The sequence below is a fragment of the Amycolatopsis sp. NPDC049691 genome, assembly GCF_040675005.1.
In the GTDB taxonomy this organism is placed as follows: domain Bacteria; phylum Actinomycetota; class Actinomycetes; order Mycobacteriales; family Pseudonocardiaceae; genus Amycolatopsis.
The window spans coordinates 340,717-361,777 of record NZ_JBFANX010000007.1 but is presented as its reverse complement, the minus strand read 5'-3'; the positions used below and the strand labels follow the sequence as shown (position 1 = coordinate 361,777).

Genomic DNA, 21,061 nt, shown 5'->3' with positions numbered 1-21,061 from the left:
ACGTCGTCAGGCTGCCCCGATGGTCCCGCCGGTGACCGCGGTCAGGCCGAAGCCCTTGTCGGCCAGCACGCCCGGCAGCGTCGCTCCGTAGACGAACAGGTCGAGGCCGTCCAGCGGCACGAGGACCCAGCACAACGCGGTCACCCGGATCGACAGCCGGACCGTGGCGGCGGCCGTGCCGCCGAGTTCTCGTGTGGACATCCTCGTCCCTTTCGTCCGGGGCAGCGAAGAAGTCCGAAGCTACATTGGCTGAGATATTGCCCACAAGAGTCGCGGCAAGATTGTTAACAATCCTGTGAATCTGCTATGTACGCGAGCTGGTCCCGGGAGGCGCCGGCGACGTCGGCTCGCACGCCCAGCTCGGCCAGCATCTCCGCGGCCGCCGCCATCTCGGCGGTGCGGCGGACGGCGTGCTTGTAGGAGCCGTCGACCAGCCGGTCGACGGTCGCCGCGTTCGCCGCCGTGAGCTCGTCGACGATGATCTTGCGCAGCCAGTCTTCGCAGCCCGCGGCACGCGCGGCCGTCAGCGCCTCGACCACGGCGGCCGACATGCCCTTGAAGAACACGCTGCGCAGCAGCTTGCGCTCGGCGGCGAGGCCGGCGTCGCCGGCCATGACCTCCACCGTGGCGCCGAACGTGTTGAGCAAATTGGCGACGATCTCGGCGGCGACACCGGTGGCGAGCATCGGTACGCGCAGGCCCCGCCCCGGCACCGGCGCCATGATCGCGATGTCGGCGAACGGCACGCCGTGCTCGGCGGCGATGGCGGCGAGTGTGCGCTTCGTGCCCGGGGAGGCGGTGTTCAGGTCGGCCCAGGCGGCGCCGGTCTTGACGCCGGCCAGGCCGGCTTCGAGCGCGTCGACGGCCGCGTGTGCGCTGTTCACGCTGAGCACCAGGTCGGCCCCCTCGGCGGCGTCCGCTTCGGAGCCCGTGGCGACGACCCCTTCGGCGGCGGGAACGGCCGGGTCGTAGCCGCGCACGACGGCCCCGGCGGCGACCAGGTCGTGGGCGAGCGCGCTGCCCGCCTCGCCGAGCCCGAGTACCGCGATGGTTCCGGACATAGCAGAATCCTCTCTACAAGCTACGATCGAGTACACGATGTGTTCGACAATATTGTCAACAACGGAGTCGGGGTATGACCGAGAGTGCTGCGGACCGGCAGCCGGGGGAGCGTTCCGTGGTGGCGGCCATCCGCGACGCGATCGTCCGGGGCGAGTTCGTCCCCAACCAGCGGCTGGTGGAGGCGGACCTGTCCGCCCAGTTCGCCGCGAGCCGCGCGACGGTGCGCGCGGCGCTGATCGAGCTGACGAACGAAGGGCTCGTCGAGCGCGTGCAGAACCGGGGTGCCCGGGTGCGCGCGGTGTCGCTGGCGGAGGCCGTCGAGATTTCCGAGGTCCGGATGATGCTGGAGTCGCTGTGCGCGGCGAAGGCGGCCGAGCGCATTTCGGATGCGGAGATCAACGAGCTGGAAGAACTCGGCGAGCTGATGCAGCAGGCGGTGGCGGCCGGCGACGTGGTCGGGTATTCGGGTCTCAACCAGCGGCTGCACCGCCGGGTTCGCGAGATCAGCGGTCAGCGCACGGCGGCCCAGGTGCTGGAGCGGCTGCGCGGGCAGAGCGTGCGCCACCAGTTCCGCCTGGCGATGCGCCCCGGCCGGCCGCAGGTGTCGCTGCCGGAGCACCTGGCGATCATCGACGCGATCTGCGCGCACCGCCCGGACCGCGCGGCCGAGGCGGCGCGGGTGCACCTGGCGAGCGTGATCGAGGCGCTCAAGGCTGCCGATGCCGCGGAGGTTTCGCACTTGCGCCCGTGAGGTCGGCGCGGTGGTGACGGCGGTGGCGCTGCGGAGGCTCGCACTTCGGTTGTGGGCCGGCGCGCCGCGAGGGCGGTTGTGCTGGGGAGGTTTGGCGCTTGCGCTCGTGGGGCCGGCTTGACGGTGGTGCAGCAGAGGTTCGCGTTTGCGCCCGTGGGTCCGGCGCGCCGCGATGGCGGCGGCGCTGCGTGGGATTGGCCCTCGTGGGCCGGCGCGGTGGTGATGTTTCGCTGGGGAGGTTTGCGCTCGCGCCCGTGGGGTCGGCTTGGCGGTGGCGCAGCAGAGGTTCGCACTTGGGCACCTGAGGTCGGCGCGCCGCGAGGCGGTTGCGCTGCGGAGGTTTCGCTCTCGCGCCCGTGAGGTCGGTGCGGTGGTGGCGGTTGCGCAGTGGAGGTTCGCGCTGCACTCGTGAGGCCGGCGCGCCGCGAGGGCGGTGGTGCTGCGGAGGTTCGCGCTCCCGCCAGTGAGGGTGCCGCGGAAGTTTCCCGCCTGCGCCCGCGCCGGCATGAGGCTTGCCCTCCATCCCCAGGCCACAGCTGGCGCCAAGATTGTTGACAATTTCGTCTACCGAACCGTACCGTAACCCGTATGAAGCCCGTCATCGTCACCGATCCGCCGCGTGCCGACCTCGCGCACGTCGCGCAGCTGGCCGACTACGGCGTCGCCACCGTTCACGAGGCTCTTGGGCGCTCTGGGCTGCTCGGCTCCGATCTCCGCCCGATCCAGGACGGCGCGCGGATCGGCGGTACCGCCGTCACCGCGCTCTGCTGGCCCGGGGACAACCTCATGATCCACGCCGCCGTCGAGCAGTGCCGCGAAGGCGATGTCCTCGTGGTCACCACCACCTCCCCCTGCCGCGACGGGCTCTTCGGCGAGCTCTTCGCCACCGCCCTGCGGTACCGGGGCGTGCGGGGCCTCGTCATCAACGCCGGCGTCCGGGACGTCGCCGACCTGCGCGCGCTCGGCTTTCCCGTCTGGTCGGCCGCCGTCAGCGCGCAGGGCACCGTCAAGGCGACCGCCGGTGCCGTCAACGTGCCCGTCGTCATCGGTGGCCAGCTCATCCGCCCGGGTGACGCCATCCTCGCCGACGACGACGGTGTCCTGCGCGTGCGCCGCGAAGACGTCCAAACCGGACTGAAGGCCTCGCAGGCCCGGCTGGAAAAGGAAGCCGCCGCACGGGAAGCGTTCGCCCAGGGGCAGCTCGGCCTCGACCGCTACGGGCTGCGCGAAAAGCTCGAGGCCCTCGGTGTCCGGTACCTGACCGCCGAGGACTACGAGAAGGAGCAGGCATGACCGGCGTGCGCTGCATGCTCATGCGCGGCGGCACCTCCAAAGGTGCCTACTTCCTCGCCGAGGACCTCCCCGCCGACCCGCGCACCCGCGACAACCTCCTGATGCGGATCATGGGCACCCCCGACCCGCGCCAGATCGACGGTCTCGGCGGGGCCCAGCCGGTCACCAGCAAGGTCGCCATCGTGTCCGAAGCGGACGGTCAAGACCACGACGTCGACTACCTGTTCCTGCAGCTCGGCGTCGAAGAGCCCACCGTCTCCGACCGGCAGACCTGCGGCAACCTCCTCGCCGGTGTCGGGCAGTTCGCCGTCGAACGCGGGCTCGTGCCCGCCGGCCCGGACCGCACCACCGTGCGCGTGCGGCTGGTCAACACCGGGACCATCGCCGTCTCGACGTTCGCCACCCCCGGCGGTGAAGTCGACTACAGCGGGGACACGGCCATTTCCGGCGTGCCCGGCACCGCGGCCCCGGTCGAACTGGACTTCACCGAGACCGAAGGCTCGGTCTGCGGCAGCCTGCTGCCCACCGGCCACGTCCGCGACGACATCGGCGGCATCGCCGTCACCTGCGTGGACAACGGGATGCCGGTCGTCGTGGCCCGCGCCGAGGACCTCGGCGAGGAGCCGGGACTGGCCGACCGGATCGACGCCCTGCGCATCGAAGCGGGAAAGCTGATGGGCCTCGGCGACGTCCGCGGCTCGTCGGTCCCCAAGACGACGCTCGTTTCCGCGCCTCGCGACGGCGGCGCCATCGCGACCCGCACGTTCATCCCGGTCAAGCAGCACCCGTCGATCGGTGTGCTCGGCGGGGTCAGCGTGGTGACGGCGTTGCTGCTCGAGGGCGCCGTCGGGGCCGAGCTGCTCCGCAAGCCGGCGGACGGCGAGCCCGTCCAGATCGAGCACCCGAGCGGCAAGCTCGCCGTGGCGATCGAGTTCGAAGGTTCCCGCGTCCGCAGGTCGACCGTCATCCGCACCGCGCGGAAGCTGTTCGACGGCACCGTTTTCCCGCGTCCCTGAGGAGCTGTCCATGCCCGATCCCTCGCCGCGCCACGAAATCGCGCACCTCGGCCACGTCGAGCTGCTGACGCCGGAGCCGGAGCGGAGCCTGGACTTCTTCGTCCGCGTGCTCGGCCTGACCGAGAACGGTACCGACGGCGACTCCGTCTACCTGCGCACCTGGGACGACTACGAGCACCACAGCCTGAAGCTCACCGCGGCGAAGACGTCCGGGGTCGGGCGGACGGCGTTGCGCGCGTCCAGTGAAGAGGCCCTCAAGCGGCGCGTCGTCGCCCTCGAGGAGCGCGGGCTCGGGATCGGCTGGGTCGACGGCGACACCGGGATCGGCGCGACCTACCTGTTCCGCGACCCCGACGGCCACGAGCTCGAGATCTACTGGGAGACCGAGCGCTACCGGCCGCCGGAGCACCTGCGGCCCGCGCTGAAGAACCAGGCGCAGGCGTACCCGGGGCGCGGGGTCGGCGTCCGGCGCCTCGACCACGTCAACTACCTGGCCCGGGACGCCGAGGCCAACGGCCGGTTCGTCTGCGACGCGCTGGGCGGCCGCGTCACCGAGCAGATCCGGCTCGACAGCGGCGTGATTTCGGGGCAGTGGACGCACTTCGCGCAGAAGTCCTACGACCTCGTCTACACGAACGACTGGACGAACTCGAGCGGCAGGCTGCACCACATCGCGTTCGCCACCGACACGCGCGAGGACATCCTGCGCGCGGCCGACATCGCGCTCGACAACGACGTCCACATCGAGACCGGGCCGCACAAGCACGCGATCCAGCAGACGTTCTTCCTCTACGTCTACGAGCCCGGCGGCAACCGCATCGAGCTGTGCAACCCGACCGCGCGGCTGATCTTCGCGCCGGACTGGGAGCCGGTCACCTGGACCGAGGCCGAGCGCGCGAAGGGGCAGGCGTGGGGGTTGAAGACGATCGAGTCGTTCCATACGCACGGGACGCCGCCGGTCGCGTGAGCTCGCGGTAGGCGTCGGCGACGCGGCACAGGTACTCGGTGTCGCTGCCGAGGTCCTGTCCACCTTGGACGGCCGGCTCGGTCGCGAGCGGTGGTTCGCCTTGCTCGCGGGCGTGCAGGGCGGCGGCGATCTCGGCGGCTTCCTGGTGTTCGCCCGTGCCGGAGCCGGTGCGGTGGGGGCGGATGGCGAGCAGGCCGTCGCGGATCTCGATGACGCGCCGGTAGAGGTGCAGCCGCGTCGGGAACGGGGTGGTGCGCGGCGGTTCGAGCGCGATCGCGGGCTCCGCGCGGTAGAGGGCGAGCCAGAGCGGGGCGAGCCGGCGGTACTGGCGGTACCGGCGCAGCCAGCCGGCCGCCGCGGGCACGCCGACGCCGACGAGCACGAGCACGTGGGCCGCGGTGGGGAGGGCCTTGCTCAGCAGGAACCCCCGGCCGTAGTCGAAGCTGAACGGGGCGCGGGCGGTGACGGCGATGACGGTCCGGATCACCATGTAGCCGGCCGCGGCGACGACCCCGGCGACGACCAGCCCGAGGCCGGCGCGCAGGATCCGGTCGGGGGAGCGGCGCGCGTCCTGCAGGCACAGCACCGCGATGACCGCGAACTCGGGAAGGAGCGCAACGGCGTAGGCGATGCAGTACTCCATGACGAACGGCGACTGCGGCATCATGTTCGGGGCCAGGACGAAGAGCGTGACCATCGCGGCGCCGCCCGCGGCGGCCCAGGCGGTGTGCCGCCGGGCGCTTGCGTGGAGCCCGTGCAGGGTGAGCAGGAGCCGGGCGCCGGCCCAGACCGCCCCGACCATGGCGAGGTGGGCGACGAGCAGTTCGACGCTGGCGGCGCCGAGCGCGCGGGTGAGCGAACGGACGGCGGGGGTGAGCGCGGTCTGCGAGACGGCGAGGCCGAGCACGCAGCACCGCACGAGCCGGCGGCCGGGGGTGGGGCTCGGGCGCAGCCAGAGCAGGAGGGCCCAGGCCAGGACGGCGGGCCCGTAGCGGCGGACGAGTTCACCCATGGGCATCGCGGTTCGTCGTGGCGACCGGACTCCCGCCGGCGTTCGGTTCACTCACGGTCGCCGCGCTCCGGCGGAGGGGCGGTGCCGCGGATCGGCCGGGCGTGGCCGCCTGGCCGGCGCACCTTCTCGGTTCACCCACGGTCGCCGCCGTCCTCCAACGCCGAGCGCAGCCGGTCCGCCGCCGAGTCGCCGGGCTGGGCGAACCCCGTGTGCTGGCCCAGCATCGACGCGAACAGCTCCGCCTCCCGTTCCTCGGCGCTCGAATACCCCGCGCGTCCCAGCACCCGGCGGACCATCGCCGGGTCGAGGTTGGGGAGCAGGACGTGGGCCTGCTCGGCCGGGGTGAGCGTCGCCGGGTAGTGGTCGCACAGCATGTGGCCGATCTCGTGCAGCACGATGTGGTCCTGGTGCGGGGCGCTCGTGTGCTTCTCGTACGCGATCAGGTCCGTCGTGGCCGTCGCGATCCACAGGCCGCACACCTCCGACAGCCCGGGCAGGGGCAGCAGCCGGATCGGGCGGCCGCGGCGCTCGCCCAGCGCCGCGCACAGCGTCCGCACGTCGAACCCGGGCGGAAGGCCCAGGTCCCGCAGCACCGCGGCGAACCGGTGCCGCAGCCGGCGCCGGGAGGTCATCGGTCGGCGTCGCTCGCCGGTTCGGGAAGGCCCTCGAGCTCGCGGACCCGGTCGACCATGTCGCTGATCGCTTCGAGGCTCTTCGCCGACAAGCCGCGCGCGCGGAGGGCGATCTGCCGGACCGGGGCGTCCCGCAGCGCGCTGAGCAGCGTCAGTTCCGCGTCGATGCGCTCGGCTTCGGCGTCGTCGAAGAAGTACGCGGGAGGCACGCCGAAGAAGCCGGCGAGCGCCTCGAGGTGCCGCTTGGTCGGGTTGTCGCGCAGGCCCTTGCGCAGCTGCCACAGGTAGGTGGCCGAGATCGTGGGACCGCCCTGCGCGCGGATCGATTCGGCGACCTCGTCGAAGGTGTACTCGTCACCGTCGGCGGGCCGCACGACCCCGAACAGGTGATTCAGCTTCGCCGCCAGTGTCCCCGCGGCGATCTCCTCCGGCATGGCGCGAGTCTACCGTTGACCGCGTCGCCCACGTCAGTTTACGATCTCGGCCGAGTTCACCAACTGATGTGAATGGGCGAGGGGGCGGTTCACATTCCGAGGAAGCACCCGAAGATGAAGCTGAACGGACGGCTGGCCGTGGTGGGGGCCGCCGCACTGCTCTACGCCCACTGCATCGGAGGCGCCGGCTGCCCTGCGGGGCAGCGAACCTGAACCTCCGACGACCCCGTGGCGCTCGCCGCCGTCTCGAAACCGGCGTGCGGAACGCCGCCCCTCGTGCAGTTGACTCGTATAACGGTCTATACGTCGATGCTCGACCATGCCGGGCCGGTCGCGCTGACCCGCGTCGTCGCGGTCAAGCGCCCAGGAGACGGCGCGTGCGACCGGACCAGTCAGTAGCCCGTCCGGCGGGTGGTGTGCCGAAGGGCGGCGCACCTGCCACCAGAGGGCGTTGGCGAAGCTCCACACCGGTGCCGTCGCCGGGTTCGCCGATCCGGCAACGCACCACCTCGGGCAGGTTGCCGTCTTCTCCGGCGGGTGAAGGGTCACCAAGGGGAACGCGCCGGGCCGCCTGAGCTGGGCCGGTCGCGCTGACCCGCATCGTCGCGGTCAAGCGCCCAGGAGCCGGCGCGTGCGACCGGACCAGTCAGTAGCCCGTCCGGCGGCATAACACCGCCCGCGGCGCGGATCGCATGTCCGTGCCGGCCTGCGGCGATTCCGGCTGTCCGACGAAAGTCGGTGCCACGCAACGAAAACCGCGGCCTAACCTCCGATTCCCGCGGGCGGCCCTCGTCCGGCGAGGACGAGGAGACGTGCCGATGCGGAAACTGCTTGCCGTCCTGTGCTGTGCCGTCGTGGTCACCACCGCCGTGGCGGGGCCGGCGTCGGCCGCGGGGACTGTGCCCGGCCTCACCGGCGCCGCCGCGAAGGCCGCCGCCGGCCCCATGGCCGACCGGTTCCTCCAGCTGCGCCAAGGGAAAGCCGTCGCGCAGCGGCACACCTTCTGGGGCCCCGAACCCCAGCTCGCCACCAGCGCGGACGGGCTGGTCGTCACCCAGAGCGTCACCCCGTCCCTGCGGATCTCGAACCGCAACGACGTCGTCTACGCCCCCACGATGAAGCCCACCGGGCACTCGTGCGTCGAGGTCGTCACCGCCTACGGCCTCGGCGAAGCGGCGCAGGTCTGGGCGTGGGACTGGTGCCGCTCGGTGGCGCCCGCCAAGGTCGTGCCGATCGACAGCGCTTTCCTCGCCACCTACACCAGCACCGTCGACGGCCATCCCGCCTACACCGTGCAAGAGGTCAGGACCAACGCGACGGCCAACTCCTGGACGGCCTCTCTGCGCAACGTCAAGACCGGCGCGTGGGACACGCTGTTCACCCAGAGCGGCAGCGACCAGAGCTCGCTGGACGAGGGCTGGGACATCTTCGAGCTGTACTCGACGCGCAACCCCGCGACGGGCAACGCCTACTACTGCTCGGACGCCCGCGGCGCGGTGTTCGAGTCCAGCTCGCTGCAGCTGCGCGTCGCCGGGCACTGGGTGAACGCGTCGCCGACGAACTCGCCGCTGCGCCCGACCGCGAACCCGCGGCCGGCCGACTACGACTGCTCGACGCTGCGCTTCGAGGTCCCGGCGCCGAACAGCACCTGGCGGGTCACCGTGTGAGCAGCAGCTCGCGGCCGCGTTCGCGCCACCAGGCGTCGAACGCGGCGCTGCAGCCGAGCCGGCCGGCGTAGCTCGCGACGACGGCGGCGTGGATTTCCTCGGCGTGCGCCGCGACCGGCGTGCCCGGCCGGTAGCAGAGCCGCAGCTCCTGCCACAGCGGCGCGCCTTCGATCGCGCGCACGGCGATGCTCGCGGGCCGGTCTTCGCGGGTCGCCAATGCCGGCGCGACCGCCATGCCCGCGCGGACGAGGTCGAGCAGCGTCGCCAGGCACTGCGGCCGGTGCGGCTGGTCGAGGGCGACGCCGTGGCGGCGGCAGACGCGCTGCAGGTACGCCGACCACCGCGTCGTGCCCGGCGGGTCGTCCGCCCACGGGTGCTCGGCGAGCGCGGCGAAGGGAACCTCCCGCGCGCCGGCCAGCGGGTGGTCGGGGGCGAGGATGACGAACACCGGTTCGCGCGGGTGGACGACGAGGCTTTCGACGCCCGCCGGCACCACCGGATCGGGCAGCGGCGGCAGGTAGACGAGCGCGAGGTCGAGGGCGCCGGTGGCGAGCCGGTGCAGGGTGGCCGTCTCGTCCTGGTCCTCGTGGACGCTCACGCCGTGGCTCCACGGCCGGTCGCGCAGCCAGCGCGACACCGCGAGGTGCAGGAAGCCGCAGTACCCGCCGACGCGCAGCGGCCCGGTGGGCGCGCGCCGTTCGCCGAGCCGCTCGGTGAGCGCGGAGACGCCGGCGAGGACGGTCCGCGCGTCGGCGACGACGTCCGCGCCGAGCCGGGTGGGCACGCAGCCGGTGGGGGAGCGGACGAAGAGCGGGCCGCCGACGGACCGTTCCACGCGGCGCAGGAGCCCGGAGAGCGCGGGCTGCGAGACGTGCAGGAGGCGGGCGGCGCGGGTGAGGCTGTGCGTGTCGGCGACGGTCACGAGCATGCGCAGGTGGCGCAGTTCCAGGTCCACGAAGCCTCCCGGTGCCGCTCAGCTGAACCCACTGTAGGCGCGGTGATCACCGGGGACATCCGACCTGAGTCGGGCGGTGACGGCCAACGCCGCGCCGGCCAGCGCGAGCCCGGTCCGCACCCAGTTCACCGCGTTCCACGTCGTCAGCGCGGAGGCGACTTCGCCGGGCGGGAACGCGGGGTCGAGCAGCGCGGAGTTGGTCGGCACGAAGTACAGCAGCAGCGCGAAAGTCCCGGCGAGGCACAGGGTCGCCGCCGCCCACAGCCGGACCGGTTGGTGGCGCTTCGCGGTGGCGATGCCCAGGAAGATCAGGGAAGCCAGCTCGAACGGGAACACCGTCAACCCGGTGATCGGCCCTTCGGTCGCGAAGCGGGCCAGGAACACCTCCGGCGGCGCCGCCCGCCAAGAGGGGACGATGACCGTCTGGCTCAGCAAGGCGGCGCCGGCGAACGCCGCGGTGGTGGCTGTCGCGAGAGTCCTCATACCGCCTTGACGTGCCCGCGGCAGCGGCTGTGACCGGAGTCGACAAATCGTCAGCCGAACGGCCGCTCGCGCGCGTTGGACGAGCTTCGCCGGGAATCCGATCCTACGGTGATGCCATGCTCTCGATCAGCCCGGCCAGACGCTTCGAAGACGTCGCCGCGATCCTCAACCCCGGCGGGAACGACCGCGCCTGCTGGTGCCTCGCCTACCGGATCACCTCGGCCGAGTACAGCGCGCTGCGCGGGGAGCAGCGGGCCGACCGGGTCCGCGGGCTCTGCGCGGACGAGCCGGCGCCGGGCGTGCTCGCCTATGACGGCGAGACGCCGGCCGGGTGGTGCGGCATCTCGCCGCGCTCGAGCATGGAACGGCTGAATCGGTCGCGGACGATGCCGCCGCTCGACGGCCTGCCGGTGTGGAGCGTCGTGTGCTTCGTGGTCCGCGCGCCCTATCGGCGCCGCGGGGTGTCGGCCGCGCTGCTCCAAGGCGCGGTGGACTACGCGCGCGAGTGCGGCGCACCGGCGGTGGAGGGCTACCCGGTCGACACCGAAGGCGAGCGCATCTCCTCGAGCGCGGCCCACGTCGGCACGACGACGCTGTTCGAGGCCGCGGGCTTCGCACGCGTCCGGCCGACCGCCGCGCGTGCCGACCGGCGCGTCCGCTGGCTCATGCGGCTCGACCTCCGCTGACTTCTACAGGTCCAGGACGACGTCCTCAAGCGGCCGCGAGCAGCAGACGAGCGCCTCGCCCGCCGCCGGCGGCTCGAGCGGCTCGGGGGCGTAGTCCACGCCGCCCGACAACAGCGGCGTCGCGCACGTGTGGCAGACGCCGGTCCGGCACGACCAGCGCGTCGGCACGTCGCACGCCTCCGCGAACTCCAGCAGGCTCGGGTACCGCTCGCTCCACGGCACCGTGATGCCGCTGCGTGCGAACGTCACCGCCGGCCCGGTCCCCGCCTCGCCCGCCGGTGCGTGCGGGGTCTTCCGGACGACACCGGTCAGTCCGGGGTTGATCGCCGACACGCCGCCGAACAGTTCACTGTGGACTCGGGACGCGTCGAAGCCCAGGGACACCAAGGCTTCCCGCATCGCCGTCATGAACGCGTCCGGGCCGCAGAGGTACGCGGTGCCCTCGGTGGGCAGGTCCAAAGCAGACAGTGTGTCGGCCGTCAACCGGCCGCGCTCCGCCGTGTAGTGCACGTGCTCGCGGCCGTGGGGCAGGCTCGTCACCAGCCGGTGGGCCTCGGCGGCGAACGCGTGCTCGGCCGCCGACCGGGCGGTGTGCACCCACCGGACCTCCCGCGGGCTCCGGCGGGCCGCGAGCGCGTGCAGCATCGCCAGGACCGGAGTCACGCCGATGCCCGCCGACAGCAGCACCACCGGCCGGTCGTCGTCGGCCAGGACGAAGTCGCCGCGCGGCGCCGCGACGTCCACGAGCGCGCCGGGCTCCAGGCGCGAGTGGAGGTAGCTGCTGACCACGCCGTCGCGCTTCACGCTGATGCGGTACTCGCGGTCCGACGGCGCCGCCGACAGCGAGTAGCTGCGAACCGGCGCGGGGTCGCCGGCGCCGGGGACGCGCAGCGTGAGGTACTGGCCGGGCTCGGGCCGGGGGAGCGGGGCGCCGTCGTCGGCGGTCAGGTGGATCGACGCGACCGTCGTGCTCTCGGGCACCACCCGGGCCACGCGCAACGGCCGGAAGCCGCGCCACCCGCTCGGTGCGGCAGCGGGCCGCGAGGCGAGGAGGTCGCGGAACGAGGCCTGCCAGCCGGGGCTGAGCGCGGGGATGTCGACGGCCTTGCGGAGCGTGTCGCGGTCGCGGCCCGGCAGGTAGAGCAACGCGTCGACGTCCGCGACGCTCAGTTCGTGGCGGCCGGTCCGGGTGCGGACGATCTCGTCGCCGGCCTGGACGTGGCCTTCGGTGATGACGCGCAGGTAGAAGCCCGGCCGGTGGTGGGCGACCAGCAGCGACGGCATCCGCGGCTCGCCCAGGCGCATGCCGACGCGGAAGCAGGTGACCCGCGGCTGGGTGACCTCGAACTCGGCCTCGCCGATCCGGTACCGGTCGCCGATGTGCACCTCGTCGTCGGGCAGGCCGTCGACGGTGAAGTTCTCGCCGAACCGGCCGTCCTCGAGGTCGTCACGGCCGAGGAAGCGCCGCCAGTGCTCGTAGGACTCGCGCTGGTAGACGAGCACCGCGCGGTTCTCGCCGCCGTGGCCGCCCAGGTCGCCCTGGCCGTCGCCGTCGACGTTGAGCCGGCGGACCATGCGCCTGCCCTCGACCGGGTACTTGAAGATTCCGGTGTGGACGGTCCGCCCCTCCCAGGGCACGTCCCGCGGCATCCCGACGTTGAGTGACACCAACCGGGCCATGGTCGTCTCCTTCAGTCCGCCGCGGTGCGGGAGCGCTGGTAGTGGCGCCGGGCCTTCATGCGGTTGCCGCACACGGCCATCGAACACCAGCGGGCGCTGTTGGGCTTGCTGTGGTCGATCAGGAACAGCCGGCACTCCGGGTTGGCGCACGGGCGCAGCCGACCGGGGCCGGCCTTGGCGAGCGCGTCCCACGCCAGGACGGCCCGCGCGGCGGCGGAGCGGCCGGCGGGGACGTCGAGCACCCATTCGACGCCCTCGTCGCCGAAGGCCGCCCGGTAGCTCACGTCGTCGACGAACCGGGCGGCGGAGGCGGGCGCGTCCTGGCCGCGCACGATCCCCTGTAGCACGGTTCGCGCTTCGAGCAGTGCCCGGTGCTCGTCGCCGGTGGCCGGCTGCCCGTGGGCGGCGAGCCACGCCCGGGCGGCCTCCGGGCCGGCCAGGTCGTCCGCGGGGACTCCGTCGCGCACCGGGGTCGTGTTGAGCAGGTCCAGGAGCAGCGTCTCGTCGGCCGTCGTCAGCCTAACCTCCAAACTCATGCTTGACAGGTTACAGCACGGGTGCTTGCATGTCTAACCATCAAAGTCGATTAGAGGGGTTAGGACGATGGGACTGGCCTGGCAGCAAGGACCACTGGCCACGCGGTCGGTGGGGCACTTCCTGGTCGAGCAGCCGCTGCCCGAGCGGCTGCTGTTCGCCGAGCCGCTGCGGCGGCGGATGCGCGTGCGGTTCGCCGGCGAGTGGGTCGCCGACAGCGAGGACGTCGTCCTGCTGCACGAGCCCGGCCGCTACCCGGTGGCGTACTTCCCGCTCGCCGACGTCCGCGAAGACGTGCTCGCCGCCGAGAACCGGACGACGACGCACCGCGAGCTCGGCCCCACCGAGTGGTTCACCGTCCGGGCGGGCGAGCGGCAGGCGCCACGCGCGGCGTGGCGATACACCGGCCTCCCCGGGCACGCGGACGTCCTGCGCGACCGCGTCGCCTTCGCCTGGCGGGCGATGGACGCCTTCTACGAGGAGGACGAGCGGATCGTCGGGCACGCGGCCGACCCGTACCACCGCATCGACATCCGGCAGACCTCGCGCCACCTCGTCGTGCGCGACGGCGACCGCGTCGTCGCCGAGACCCGGCGCCCGGTCGTGCTCTACGAGTCCGGCTTCGCGCCGCGCTGGTACGTCCCCCGCGAGGACATCGACCTGACGGCGTTGACACCGGTCGAGGGCGAGACGTTCTGCCCCTACAAGGGGCTGGCCGGCTACTTCGACATCGGCGACGGCAAGCGCGCGGCCTGGTCGTACCCCGAGGCGTGGCCCGAGGTCGAGCGGGTGTCCGGGTTCGTGTCCTTCGAGCCGGACGTCGTCGACGTGACGCTCGACGGCCGCAAGCTCGCGCTCGAACCGGGCCAGACCGTCACCCCGCACGGCATCGACCGCGGCCTGGACCCGGACGAGCTGCTGACCAGGAAGGGCAACTGACATGACAGCCTTGAAGGACCGCACCGTGCTCGTTGTTGGCCGCGGCAGCGGCATCGCCCGCGCGGTGACGCTCGGCGTCCGTGAAGCCGGAGCCACCGTCGTGGTCGCCGGGCGTGACGAAACCGCCCTGGCCGCAGCCTACGACGACCCGGGCGTCACGGCGGCCACCGTCGACCTGACCGACGAAGCCTCGGTCGCCGCGCTCGCCGAGCGGCTCGGCCGGGTCGACCACGTCGTCTCGACGGCGTCGGCCCGGGCCCGCGGCGCGGCCGCCGACCTCGCCCACGACGTCGTGCTCCGGTCGTTCGACGTCAAGGTGCTCGGTCCGCTGCTGCTGGCCAAGCACTTCGCGCCGCGGCTGCCCGAAGACGGCTCGTTCGTGTTCTTCTCGGGATCGTCGGCGCGCAAGCCGGCCGCCGGCATGCTGGCCGTCGGCGCCACGAACGCCGCGGTCGACGCGCTGACCCGCGGGCTCGCGGTGGAGCTGGCACCGATCCGGGTGAACGCGGTCTCGCCGGGAACGATCGACACCGGGGCCTACGACGCCCTCGGCGACCGGAAGAAGGCCGAGCTGTTCGCCGCGCGCGCGGCCACCAGCCCGGCGCGGCGCGTCGGACGGCCCGAGGAGATCGCCGAAGCCGTCGTCTTCGCGCTCGGCAGCACCTTCCTGACCGGGGTGTCGCTCGGCGTCGACGGAGGTGAGTCCCTTGTCTGAGCTCGCCTTCCGGCTGGAGGTCCTCACCCTGCCGGTCGCCGACGTCGACCGGGCCGTGCGGTTCTACACCGAGCAGGTCGGGTTCGGCCTCGACGTCGACTACGCGCCGCACGACGGTTTCCGGGTCGTCCAGCTGACCCCGCCCGGGTCGGCGGCGTCGGTCCAGCTCGGGACCGGCCTGACCGCCGCGGCCCCGGGCTCGGCGCGGGACCACTACCTGGTGGTGACCGACATCGAGGCGGCCCACGAGGAACTGGCCGCCCGCGGCGTGCGAGTGAGCGGGCTGCGGCACAAGAAGTCCGCGGACTGGCAAGGGGATTTCGCGCCCGGCGCCGATCCCGGCCGGCGCGACTACGCCAGCTTCTTCGGCTTCGCCGACCCGGACGGCAACACGTGGACCGTCCAGGAACGCGGTCACCCCCGCTGACCGCGTTCGGCGATGTCCATCGCCCAGGCGTGGACCTTCGCCGGATCGCCGACGCCGGCCCGGATCCCGGGCGGGACGAGCGGGCCGTTCACCGCGCTCAGCAGGTGGAACAGCCCCAGGTAGGCCCACTCCCAGAGCATGCTGTCGAAGTTGTACGCCGTCATCAGCGGCGTGAGCCGGTCGCGGATGCGCCTCACCTCGGGCCGCGGGATCCCGGCGCGGTGCAGCCGCTCGTCGGTCGCGCGCTCGGCCTCGGCGCCGATCTCGGTGTCGAGGAACGGTTCCAGCAGGTCCGCCCAGACGTCCCGCCGCCGGACGACGGCGATTCCGTGGCGGTGGCCGAACTCCTCGAGCTCGGCGCGCCGGTCGTGCGGCACGAAGAGCGTCTCGCCCCGCGTGGTCCGGATTTCCGGAGGCGTGGCTCCCGGCTCGGCGTCGCGGATCCGGTCCGGCGTGACGACCCCGGTCGGGTGGACGCTCGCGCCCGCGAACGGGTACTGCCGGAAGCAGATGTGGTCTTCGGCGAACGTGACGATCACGGTTCGAGCAGCCCGGCGAGGCTGAGCTGGTCGGCGGCGGCGAAGACGTCGGTGCCGGGCCGCGCTTCGAGCACCGCGATGACGTCCTCGACGGTGGCTTCGCGGCGGCCCGCCGCGTCGAGCAGGTGCCGGCAGGCGGCGGTGGACCCGGCCTCGGCCGCCATCGCGTGGACGGTCTCCTCGGCGGACCGGACCGGCGGCAGCGGCGACGTCAGCTCGCCGGTGGTGTGGGTGGGACCCCGGAACCACCGGTCGCCGGTCCACCAGAAGCAGAAGCTCAGCAGGCCGTTGCGGGTCCGGGTGTTGAGGACGGGGTCGGTGACCCACGCGGGCGCCCCGGTGTAGAGGTCGGGCAGCGGGCGCCCGCCGTTGTAGGCGGCCTCGAGCAGCGGGGAGTTCCACCGCCCGCCCGACAGCACCGCGCGGCCGCCCGGGAGCACGTAGAGCGTCGACCCGCTGCGGTGGTCGTCTTCGAACCAGGCGTACCCGGGGTGGATCCGCGGTCCCCACTCCGAGCCGAGGCCGGCGAAGACCGCCGAGAGCACCGCCCACCGCGTCCAGAGGTCGTCGAGGGGCGGGACCCCGGACGCGGCCACGGCGAACTCGGTGTCGTCCGACGCGAACGCGGCCCGGCGCGGGCTGCGGCCCTGCGCGCCGGGGCCGGCGGCGTAACCCGCCAGCCAGACGGGCACGCGCGGGCGGGGGTAGGCGTCGAGGTCGTTGCGGTAGTGGCCGGCGGCGAGGAGCTGGTCGTCGGGGAAGGGCTCGTCGCCGTAGTCGTACTCGACGCTGGTCTCGCCGGTGTCGGCGACGGCCAGCAGCAGCCGCCACCACGGCCCGGCCGGCATCCGCGCCGCGACCTGCCGCTGACGGCGGACCAGCTCCGCGATCGCCCGCGGCACCGGCACGAGCCCCGAACCCTCGCCGACCCAGAACCGCAGCTGAGCCACTTCGGCCGACACCGTGACGGAGAACTCGGCGGTCAGCTGCTCCCACCCGGGCGGGCCCAGCCGCGCCAGCTCCCGCACGATCGGGTCGATGAGCCGCGCGGCCTCGGCGGCGGTGGCTTCGGCGTCGTCGTCCGGCGGCACGTGGTGGAACTCGCGGAAGACCGGCGGCCCGCCGGCGGCGGCGTCGCGGAAGGCCAGCTCGAACTGGGTCATGAACGCGGCCGCCTCGGACCCCGGCGCGGCCGGCCGGGCGGCAAGCTCCTCGAAGACGAACTCGTCCTGCGCGGTCCGCGGCGGGGTCGACGACGACACGAGCTTGACCCGCCCGGAGTCGCCGACCAGGAAGAGCGTCTGCCCGACCGGCAGTTCGAGGAACGCGAAGGGATCGCTGTCGTCGACGGCGACCGGTGCGTAGACGCACCAGCCCACTTCGAAGCGCTCCGCTTCCAGACCTTCGGTCGGGTAGTCCATGCCGGTGGACCGGATCCACGACACGACCGTGGAAATCGCCTGCGCCTCGTCCATCCGCCCCCCAGCCATCCGGTACGCCGCTCAGCCTACGGGAGATCGGCCGGGTGCCGGCCCCGTCATGCGGCGCGGTGGGCCAGGGAAACGGCCGGGTCCGATCAGCGGGCCAGGTGCTTGCGGACGTCGTCGGCCACCGCGGCGCGGCCGCTCATCCCGTACTTGGCCAGGATGTTGCGCACGTGCGTCTTCACCGTGTGCGGGCTGATGCCCAGCTCGCGCGCGATCCGCTCGTTGGGCAGGTCGCTGCCGAGCAGGACCGCGACCCCCTGTTCGGCGGCCGTGAGCGACCGGAACCTTTCCTCGGGCCCGTTGTCGATGTCGAGCGTCAGCTCGACGAGGTCCGACTGCAGCTGCTGGCAGTCGGTGACGATGCGCTGCAGGGCCTCGCGCATCGCGGCCGCGTCCGGGGTCTCCAGCGCGCTCTGGGCCCGCTGGCGGACGTCGGCCACCCGCGACGACAGGAACTCGACGATGTGGTCGGCGGTGACCAGCGGCGGTGCGCCGGCGACGTCGGCGGGCAGCCGGCGCAGGGCGTCGAGGTTCTCGGCTTCCGCCGTCAGCACGCGGGCGACCAGGTCGGCCAGCCACTCGAACGCGCGGACCGAGTTGTCGTCGAAGGTGCCCGGCCGGTAGCTCTGCATGGACATCATGCCGAACACCACCGGCTCGCCCGCGCGGCCGCGGCGGAACAGCGGGGTGGTGACGGCGTCGGCGGACATCCGGCTGGTGTCGCCGGAGGCGACGCCGGCGTTGAGCGCGGCGCCGTTGTCGTACTGCATCCGGTAGGTCTGGCGGTGCTTCAGCAGCCACGCGGCCTGGCCGTGCGGCCCGTAGGTGTGCGACGCCGGGTCGGTGTACATGCCGCCGTCGTAGCCGTACGGGTAGCGGACGCGGTTCGAGCCGTGGAAGAAGCCGATGTAGAAGTGGTCAAGGGGCACGATCTTGCTCATCACGGCGCGGGCGTAGTCGTAGAGGCCGTAGTGGTCGGTGCGGTAGTTGGCGTCGATCTTGTGGAACGCTTCCCGCAGGATCAGCGTCGTCTCGGCGTCGACCCGCAGCCGGGCCGGCGCGTCCGGGTCCATCATCCTCCCGGTACGCCCGCACGATGAGGTTCCGCGCCGATTACCTCACTCCACGAGCGATGGAACCGTGGGCGTCGCGCTGCGACCGTGGACGGGTTCCGGCGAACGACGGAGGAGTGCCGTGGAGACCCATTCAATGCGAATCCCGTCAGTTTCGAATCCATTCTCTGCGATTTGACCGTAATTCCCGCGAAGCACGGTCAGTGCGCGGTCATGTGCGGCAGGAGGTGGCGGAGGGACTCGGACGGTTCCAGTCCCAGTTCCTCGCGCAACGTCCCCCGGCACTGCTCGTACTGGTGCTGGGCCGCCGCGCGGTTGCCCGCCGCGAGGTGCGCGTCGATCAGCACGCGGTGTGCGCTCTCCCGCAATGGTTCCGCGCGCACCGCGGCCAGGCCGGCCGCCACCGCCTCGCCGTGGCGGCCCGCCGTGGTGAGCCGTTTCGCCATGGCCTCCAACGCGTAGAGCCGCAGCTGGTGGTACTGCTCCTGCTCGATGAGCACCCACTCGTTGTCCGACCACTCGGGCAGCAGGTCGGCCGAAAGGTCGTCGCGGGTCTGGCGGTTCAGGATGTCGTCGCACCCGCACGACTTGTCGAGCAGGCGGTGCGCGCGGGTGACGGCGTCGTGGATGTCGACGCTGATGTTGCCCGCCAGCGCCATTTCGTGCACCGACGCGTCGATGACCTGGTGCCCGCTGCGCGAAGCCCGCCACAGCGACGAGCGCAGGTTCGCGTTGGCGCGGCTGGTGGTCGCCTCCGGCCACAGCGTTCTCGCCACGTACGTGCGGGTTCTCGGCCGGTCCTGCAGCGCGAGGAACGCCAGCAGCCGCTGCGCGCTGAACGACAGCGCCACCGGGTCGTCCGCCACGAGCAGCGTGAATCCCTTCAGCAGCCGCAATGTCACGATCTGTGTCACGTCAGTGCGCATCGGCTCCCCAACCTACGCCCGCCACCGATCGGATCGACCCCACCGCACAGCAATTCGCGACCCGTGTGGGAAACGTTACGCGAATTATCGATCGAGTGGCGTCAACAGGGCGTCACGAAAACGTCATCGGGCCTGATCCGAGCTCGTCCAGCCAGCTTTGCACGGCCGCGAGCACCGCTTCGGCGGACGTCACCGCGAGCGGTTTCGCCTCGGCCGTGCCGACGGTGGAGAGGATGCGCACCCGCAGCGCGCCGGGCTGACCGCCTTCCAGCCAGGCGCGAAGGACCATGCTGCCGGATCGTTCCTCGGGAGCCTCCACCGCCGCAGCATGCGCGCGCGCCTGTCACCGCCGCGTCGCCGCCGCGTCAACGCGGGGGGCGGGAACGCCGCGGTGACGCTCGCGCGACGCGCGGATCGCGGCCCCGCCACGCCACCCCTGCGATGCTGCGCCGCGGCAGGCAGGGGAGGACTGGCATGGGCGATTTCGGTGTCGTCGCCGACGTTTCGACGATCATCGTGGACCGGCTCACCGAGGCGTTGCGCTCCCTGGACCCGGCCGAGCCGCCGACGGCGGTGCTGAGCGACCTCGAGGACCGGCCGAGCCGGGCGACGCTCACGGTGTTCCTGTACGAGATCGCCGAAGACCCGACCTCGCGCAACCGGCCGCCGGTCCGGTCGCTGCCGCCGGCCGCGCCCACGAGCCGCAAGCCGCCGATGGCGCTGCTGCTGCGGTACCTCATCACGCCGTGGGGCGGCAGCCAGGAGACCCAGCACCAGATGATCGGCCGGGCGCTGCAGGTGTTCTACGACGACGCGATCTGGACCGGCGAGGAGCTGACCGGCAGCATGGCCGGCACCACCGAGGCGCTGCAGTTCACGCTGACCCCGCTGACGCTCGACCAGAAGTCGTGGATCTGGTACGCGATCCAGAAGCCCTACCGGCTGTCGCTGAACTACGAGGTGCGGGTCGTCAACCTCGACTCCCTCGACGTCTCCGAGCTGAAGCTGGTGCGCAGCCGGACGATCACCGGGGCGCCGCTGCCATGACCCGCTTCTATCCCGTCGAAACCTCCGTCCTGCACAGCCCGGCGTGGTTCGTGCCGTTCGACGAGTTCGCCCGGCGCCCGCGGGCCGCCGGCGTCGGCACCGAGCTGGACCGTTTCGACCCGGACGCGAACGTCTGGGTACCGCAGGACACGCAGGCGATCCGCACGCCGAGCGCGGCGATCGCCTACCCGGAGCTGGGCCGGCGCCGGGGCCCGGGCGCGGAGCCGGAGCGGTTCCGGGTGCGGTTCAGCGCCATCGGGCTCGCGCCGCTGTACCCGGCCGACGGCGAGGACTTCGACGCGGCCGTGGCCGGGGTCGAGTTCGTCGCCGCCCCGTACGACGACACCACGCCGCCGGCCGTGGACAGCGAGCCGCGCGTGGTGCGGCTGCTGCCGGGCATCGCGTTCCCGTACGGGCCCGGCGTCCGCACGGTGTACGGCGTGGTCGTCGACGCGGCCACGCGCGCGCCGATCGCCAACGCGCTGGTCGAGGCCCGGGGCGTCACGAGCCGCGACGGGATCGCGTGGCTGGAGCGGACGCTGACCGATCCGGCGGGCGCGTTCCGGCTCGCGCTGCGGTGGGAGGGCGAGCCGGTCACCGGGCCGCCGCCCGTGCGGGTCTTCCACCTCACCGCCACCGAGCGGCCGGGGCGGACCGGGGCCCTGGACGTCCGGCTGCCCACCGAACGGGACGTGCGGCACGTCATCGAAATCGTCGAGAACCAGAGGAGCTGAAA

25 protein-coding genes are annotated in these 21,061 nt (G+C 72.8%); 11 read left to right on the top strand and 14 right to left on the bottom strand.

The genetic code is table 11. From position 1 onward, the window contains the following. Nucleotides 1-6: 6 nt before the first annotated feature. Both AB0J40_RS19195 and AB0J40_RS19190 read right to left on the bottom strand, forming a co-directional pair. Nucleotides 7-201, bottom strand: coding sequence for a hypothetical protein (locus AB0J40_RS19195; protein ID WP_364454566.1), 195 nt, complete (start codon nucleotides 199-201; stop codon nucleotides 7-9). An 83-nt stretch (nucleotides 202-284) separates the two neighbouring features. Then, nucleotides 285-1,061 carry a DUF1932 domain-containing protein gene (locus AB0J40_RS19190; RefSeq protein ID WP_364454563.1) on the bottom strand — a complete coding sequence of 259 codons (777 nt, stop codon included), beginning with the start codon at nucleotides 1,059-1,061 and terminating at the stop codon, nucleotides 285-287. Nucleotides 1,062-1,135: 74 nt separating this feature from the next. Here AB0J40_RS19190 and AB0J40_RS19185 point away from each other — a divergent pair, with 74 nt between their 5' ends. From AB0J40_RS19185 to AB0J40_RS19170, 4 genes are all read left to right on the top strand, one after another. After that, the gene (locus AB0J40_RS19185) at nucleotides 1,136-1,813 is read left to right on the top strand and encodes a GntR family transcriptional regulator (RefSeq protein ID WP_364454562.1); all 678 of its coding nucleotides are present in this window, start codon (nucleotides 1,136-1,138) and stop codon (nucleotides 1,811-1,813) included. A gap of 588 nt (nucleotides 1,814-2,401) precedes the next feature. Then, nucleotides 2,402-3,106, top strand: coding sequence for a 4-carboxy-4-hydroxy-2-oxoadipate aldolase/oxaloacetate decarboxylase (locus AB0J40_RS19180; RefSeq protein ID WP_364454559.1), 705 nt, complete (start codon nucleotides 2,402-2,404; stop codon nucleotides 3,104-3,106). Then, nucleotides 3,103-4,122, top strand: a complete 1,020-nt coding sequence (locus AB0J40_RS19175) for a 4-oxalomesaconate tautomerase (RefSeq protein WP_364454557.1) — start codon at nucleotides 3,103-3,105, stop codon at nucleotides 4,120-4,122. The genes AB0J40_RS19180 and AB0J40_RS19175 overlap by 4 nt, the downstream gene beginning before the upstream one ends. Before the next feature lie 10 nt (nucleotides 4,123-4,132). Further along, complete coding sequence (locus AB0J40_RS19170; protein ID WP_364454554.1) at nucleotides 4,133-5,089, top strand: catechol 2,3-dioxygenase; 957 nt, start codon at nucleotides 4,133-4,135, stop codon at nucleotides 5,087-5,089. On the opposite strand, the gene AB0J40_RS19165 is transcribed toward AB0J40_RS19170, so the two are convergent. The 3 genes from AB0J40_RS19165 to AB0J40_RS19155 form a co-directional block, all read right to left on the bottom strand. Then, nucleotides 4,995-6,107 (bottom strand): MAB_1171c family putative transporter, encoded by a 1,113-nt coding sequence (locus tag AB0J40_RS19165; protein WP_364454551.1) that lies wholly within the window; start codon nucleotides 6,105-6,107, stop codon nucleotides 4,995-4,997. The two genes, AB0J40_RS19170 and AB0J40_RS19165, sit on opposite strands and share 95 nt — an antisense overlap. A gap of 125 nt (nucleotides 6,108-6,232) precedes the next feature. After that, nucleotides 6,233-6,733, bottom strand: coding sequence for a hypothetical protein (locus AB0J40_RS19160; protein ID WP_364454550.1), 501 nt, complete (start codon nucleotides 6,731-6,733; stop codon nucleotides 6,233-6,235). Then, complete coding sequence (locus tag AB0J40_RS19155) at nucleotides 6,730-7,167, bottom strand: helix-turn-helix domain-containing protein (protein WP_364454547.1); 438 nt, start codon at nucleotides 7,165-7,167, stop codon at nucleotides 6,730-6,732. Before AB0J40_RS19155 ends, AB0J40_RS19160 begins: the two co-directional genes overlap by 4 nt. A gap of 818 nt (nucleotides 7,168-7,985) precedes the next feature. Between AB0J40_RS19155 and AB0J40_RS19150 the strand changes: the two genes are divergently transcribed. Then, a complete protein-coding gene (locus tag AB0J40_RS19150; RefSeq protein ID WP_364454545.1) occupies nucleotides 7,986-8,834 on the top strand; it encodes a carbohydrate-binding protein in 849 nt (282 codons plus the stop codon). On the opposite strand, the gene AB0J40_RS19145 is transcribed toward AB0J40_RS19150, so the two are convergent. Together AB0J40_RS19145 and AB0J40_RS19140 are read right to left on the bottom strand one after the other, a co-directional pair. Next, nucleotides 8,824-9,789 carry a LysR family transcriptional regulator gene (locus tag AB0J40_RS19145; RefSeq protein ID WP_364454542.1) on the bottom strand — a complete coding sequence of 322 codons (966 nt, stop codon included), beginning with the start codon at nucleotides 9,787-9,789 and terminating at the stop codon, nucleotides 8,824-8,826. The genes AB0J40_RS19150 and AB0J40_RS19145 overlap by 11 nt on opposite strands. A gap of 18 nt (nucleotides 9,790-9,807) precedes the next feature. Continuing rightward, nucleotides 9,808-10,272, bottom strand: coding sequence for an anthrone oxygenase family protein (locus AB0J40_RS19140; RefSeq protein WP_364454539.1), 465 nt, complete (start codon nucleotides 10,270-10,272; stop codon nucleotides 9,808-9,810). A 116-nt stretch (nucleotides 10,273-10,388) separates the two neighbouring features. Between AB0J40_RS19140 and AB0J40_RS19135 the strand changes: the two genes are divergently transcribed. Further along, complete coding sequence (locus tag AB0J40_RS19135) at nucleotides 10,389-10,958, top strand: GNAT family N-acetyltransferase (protein WP_364454536.1); 570 nt, start codon at nucleotides 10,389-10,391, stop codon at nucleotides 10,956-10,958. Between the two features lie 3 nt (nucleotides 10,959-10,961). On the opposite strand, the gene AB0J40_RS19130 is transcribed toward AB0J40_RS19135, so the two are convergent. Together AB0J40_RS19130 and AB0J40_RS19125 are read right to left on the bottom strand one after the other, a co-directional pair. Further along, complete coding sequence (locus AB0J40_RS19130; RefSeq protein ID WP_364454533.1) at nucleotides 10,962-12,638, bottom strand: MOSC and FAD-binding oxidoreductase domain-containing protein; 1,677 nt, start codon at nucleotides 12,636-12,638, stop codon at nucleotides 10,962-10,964. Nucleotides 12,639-12,649: 11 nt separating this feature from the next. Beyond that, the gene (locus tag AB0J40_RS19125) at nucleotides 12,650-13,174 is read right to left on the bottom strand and encodes a CGNR zinc finger domain-containing protein (protein ID WP_364454530.1); all 525 of its coding nucleotides are present in this window, start codon (nucleotides 13,172-13,174) and stop codon (nucleotides 12,650-12,652) included. A gap of 67 nt (nucleotides 13,175-13,241) precedes the next feature. On the opposite strand from AB0J40_RS19125, the gene AB0J40_RS19120 reads away from it, so the two are divergent. Genes AB0J40_RS19120 through AB0J40_RS19110 form a run of 3 tightly spaced genes read left to right on the top strand, consistent with a single transcriptional unit; the run spans nucleotide 13,242 to nucleotide 15,253 of the window. Beyond that, nucleotides 13,242-14,111: a DUF427 domain-containing protein gene (locus AB0J40_RS19120; RefSeq protein WP_364454528.1), complete on the top strand. Its 870-nt coding sequence runs from the start codon at nucleotides 13,242-13,244 to the stop codon at nucleotides 14,109-14,111. A 1-nt stretch (nucleotide 14,112) separates the two neighbouring features. After that, nucleotides 14,113-14,826, top strand: coding sequence for an SDR family oxidoreductase (locus AB0J40_RS19115; RefSeq protein ID WP_364454525.1), 714 nt, complete (start codon nucleotides 14,113-14,115; stop codon nucleotides 14,824-14,826). Further along, a complete protein-coding gene (locus tag AB0J40_RS19110) occupies nucleotides 14,819-15,253 on the top strand; it encodes a VOC family protein (RefSeq protein ID WP_364454523.1) in 435 nt (144 codons plus the stop codon). The genes AB0J40_RS19115 and AB0J40_RS19110 overlap by 8 nt, the downstream gene beginning before the upstream one ends. Here the strand turns inward: AB0J40_RS19110 and AB0J40_RS19105 are convergent. From AB0J40_RS19105 to AB0J40_RS19085, 5 genes are all read right to left on the bottom strand, one after another. Continuing rightward, a complete protein-coding gene (locus tag AB0J40_RS19105) occupies nucleotides 15,241-15,792 on the bottom strand; it encodes a hypothetical protein (RefSeq protein WP_364454520.1) in 552 nt (183 codons plus the stop codon). The two genes, AB0J40_RS19110 and AB0J40_RS19105, sit on opposite strands and share 13 nt — an antisense overlap. Next, the gene (locus AB0J40_RS19100; RefSeq protein ID WP_364454517.1) at nucleotides 15,789-17,267 is read right to left on the bottom strand and encodes a hypothetical protein; all 1,479 of its coding nucleotides are present in this window, start codon (nucleotides 17,265-17,267) and stop codon (nucleotides 15,789-15,791) included. The genes AB0J40_RS19105 and AB0J40_RS19100 overlap by 4 nt, the downstream gene beginning before the upstream one ends. A 101-nt stretch (nucleotides 17,268-17,368) precedes the next feature. Further along, a complete protein-coding gene (locus AB0J40_RS19095) occupies nucleotides 17,369-18,352 on the bottom strand; it encodes a LuxR C-terminal-related transcriptional regulator (RefSeq protein WP_364454514.1) in 984 nt (327 codons plus the stop codon). Between the two features lie 200 nt (nucleotides 18,353-18,552). Beyond that, nucleotides 18,553-19,278 carry a BTAD domain-containing putative transcriptional regulator gene (locus AB0J40_RS19090; protein WP_364454513.1) on the bottom strand — a complete coding sequence of 242 codons (726 nt, stop codon included), beginning with the start codon at nucleotides 19,276-19,278 and terminating at the stop codon, nucleotides 18,553-18,555. A 112-nt stretch (nucleotides 19,279-19,390) separates the two neighbouring features. Next, nucleotides 19,391-19,597: a hypothetical protein gene (locus AB0J40_RS19085; protein ID WP_364454512.1), complete on the bottom strand. Its 207-nt coding sequence runs from the start codon at nucleotides 19,595-19,597 to the stop codon at nucleotides 19,391-19,393. A 155-nt stretch (nucleotides 19,598-19,752) separates the two neighbouring features. Between AB0J40_RS19085 and AB0J40_RS19080 the strand changes: the two genes are divergently transcribed. Together AB0J40_RS19080 and AB0J40_RS19075 are read left to right on the top strand one after the other, a co-directional pair. After that, nucleotides 19,753-20,325, top strand: a complete 573-nt coding sequence (locus AB0J40_RS19080; protein WP_364454510.1) for a DUF4255 domain-containing protein — start codon at nucleotides 19,753-19,755, stop codon at nucleotides 20,323-20,325. Further along, nucleotides 20,322-21,059, top strand: a complete 738-nt coding sequence (locus AB0J40_RS19075; protein WP_364454508.1) for a carboxypeptidase regulatory-like domain-containing protein — start codon at nucleotides 20,322-20,324, stop codon at nucleotides 21,057-21,059. Before AB0J40_RS19080 ends, AB0J40_RS19075 begins: the two co-directional genes overlap by 4 nt. The last annotated feature ends 2 nt before the right edge of the window (nucleotides 21,060-21,061 follow it).

Coding starts and splice junctions, on each gene's coding strand:
- AB0J40_RS19195 (WP_364454566.1), bottom strand. CDS start 201: ATGTCCACACGAGAACTCGGCGGCACGGCCGCCGCCACGGTCCGGCTG.
- AB0J40_RS19190 (WP_364454563.1), bottom strand. CDS start 1,061: ATGTCCGGAACCATCGCGGTACTCGGGCTCGGCGAGGCGGGCAGCGCG.
- AB0J40_RS19185 (WP_364454562.1), top strand. CDS start 1,136: ATGACCGAGAGTGCTGCGGACCGGCAGCCGGGGGAGCGTTCCGTGGTG.
- AB0J40_RS19180 (WP_364454559.1), top strand. CDS start 2,402: ATGAAGCCCGTCATCGTCACCGATCCGCCGCGTGCCGACCTCGCGCAC.
- AB0J40_RS19175 (WP_364454557.1), top strand. CDS start 3,103: ATGACCGGCGTGCGCTGCATGCTCATGCGCGGCGGCACCTCCAAAGGT.
- AB0J40_RS19170 (WP_364454554.1), top strand. CDS start 4,133: ATGCCCGATCCCTCGCCGCGCCACGAAATCGCGCACCTCGGCCACGTC.
- AB0J40_RS19165 (WP_364454551.1), bottom strand. CDS start 6,107: ATGCCCATGGGTGAACTCGTCCGCCGCTACGGGCCCGCCGTCCTGGCC.
- AB0J40_RS19160 (WP_364454550.1), bottom strand. CDS start 6,733: ATGACCTCCCGGCGCCGGCTGCGGCACCGGTTCGCCGCGGTGCTGCGG.
- AB0J40_RS19155 (WP_364454547.1), bottom strand. CDS start 7,167: ATGCCGGAGGAGATCGCCGCGGGGACACTGGCGGCGAAGCTGAATCAC.
- AB0J40_RS19150 (WP_364454545.1), top strand. CDS start 7,986: ATGCGGAAACTGCTTGCCGTCCTGTGCTGTGCCGTCGTGGTCACCACC.
- AB0J40_RS19140 (WP_364454539.1), bottom strand. CDS start 10,272: ATGAGGACTCTCGCGACAGCCACCACCGCGGCGTTCGCCGGCGCCGCC.
- AB0J40_RS19135 (WP_364454536.1), top strand. CDS start 10,389: ATGCTCTCGATCAGCCCGGCCAGACGCTTCGAAGACGTCGCCGCGATC.
- AB0J40_RS19130 (WP_364454533.1), bottom strand. CDS start 12,638: ATGGCCCGGTTGGTGTCACTCAACGTCGGGATGCCGCGGGACGTGCCC.
- AB0J40_RS19125 (WP_364454530.1), bottom strand. CDS start 13,174: ATGAGTTTGGAGGTTAGGCTGACGACGGCCGACGAGACGCTGCTCCTG.
- AB0J40_RS19120 (WP_364454528.1), top strand. CDS start 13,242: ATGGGACTGGCCTGGCAGCAAGGACCACTGGCCACGCGGTCGGTGGGG.
- AB0J40_RS19115 (WP_364454525.1), top strand. CDS start 14,113: ATGACAGCCTTGAAGGACCGCACCGTGCTCGTTGTTGGCCGCGGCAGC.
- AB0J40_RS19100 (WP_364454517.1), bottom strand. CDS start 17,267: ATGGACGAGGCGCAGGCGATTTCCACGGTCGTGTCGTGGATCCGGTCC.
- AB0J40_RS19095 (WP_364454514.1), bottom strand. CDS start 18,352: ATGGACCCGGACGCGCCGGCCCGGCTGCGGGTCGACGCCGAGACGACG.
- AB0J40_RS19090 (WP_364454513.1), bottom strand. CDS start 19,278: ATGCGCACTGACGTGACACAGATCGTGACATTGCGGCTGCTGAAGGGA.
- AB0J40_RS19080 (WP_364454510.1), top strand. CDS start 19,753: ATGGGCGATTTCGGTGTCGTCGCCGACGTTTCGACGATCATCGTGGAC.
- AB0J40_RS19075 (WP_364454508.1), top strand. CDS start 20,322: ATGACCCGCTTCTATCCCGTCGAAACCTCCGTCCTGCACAGCCCGGCG.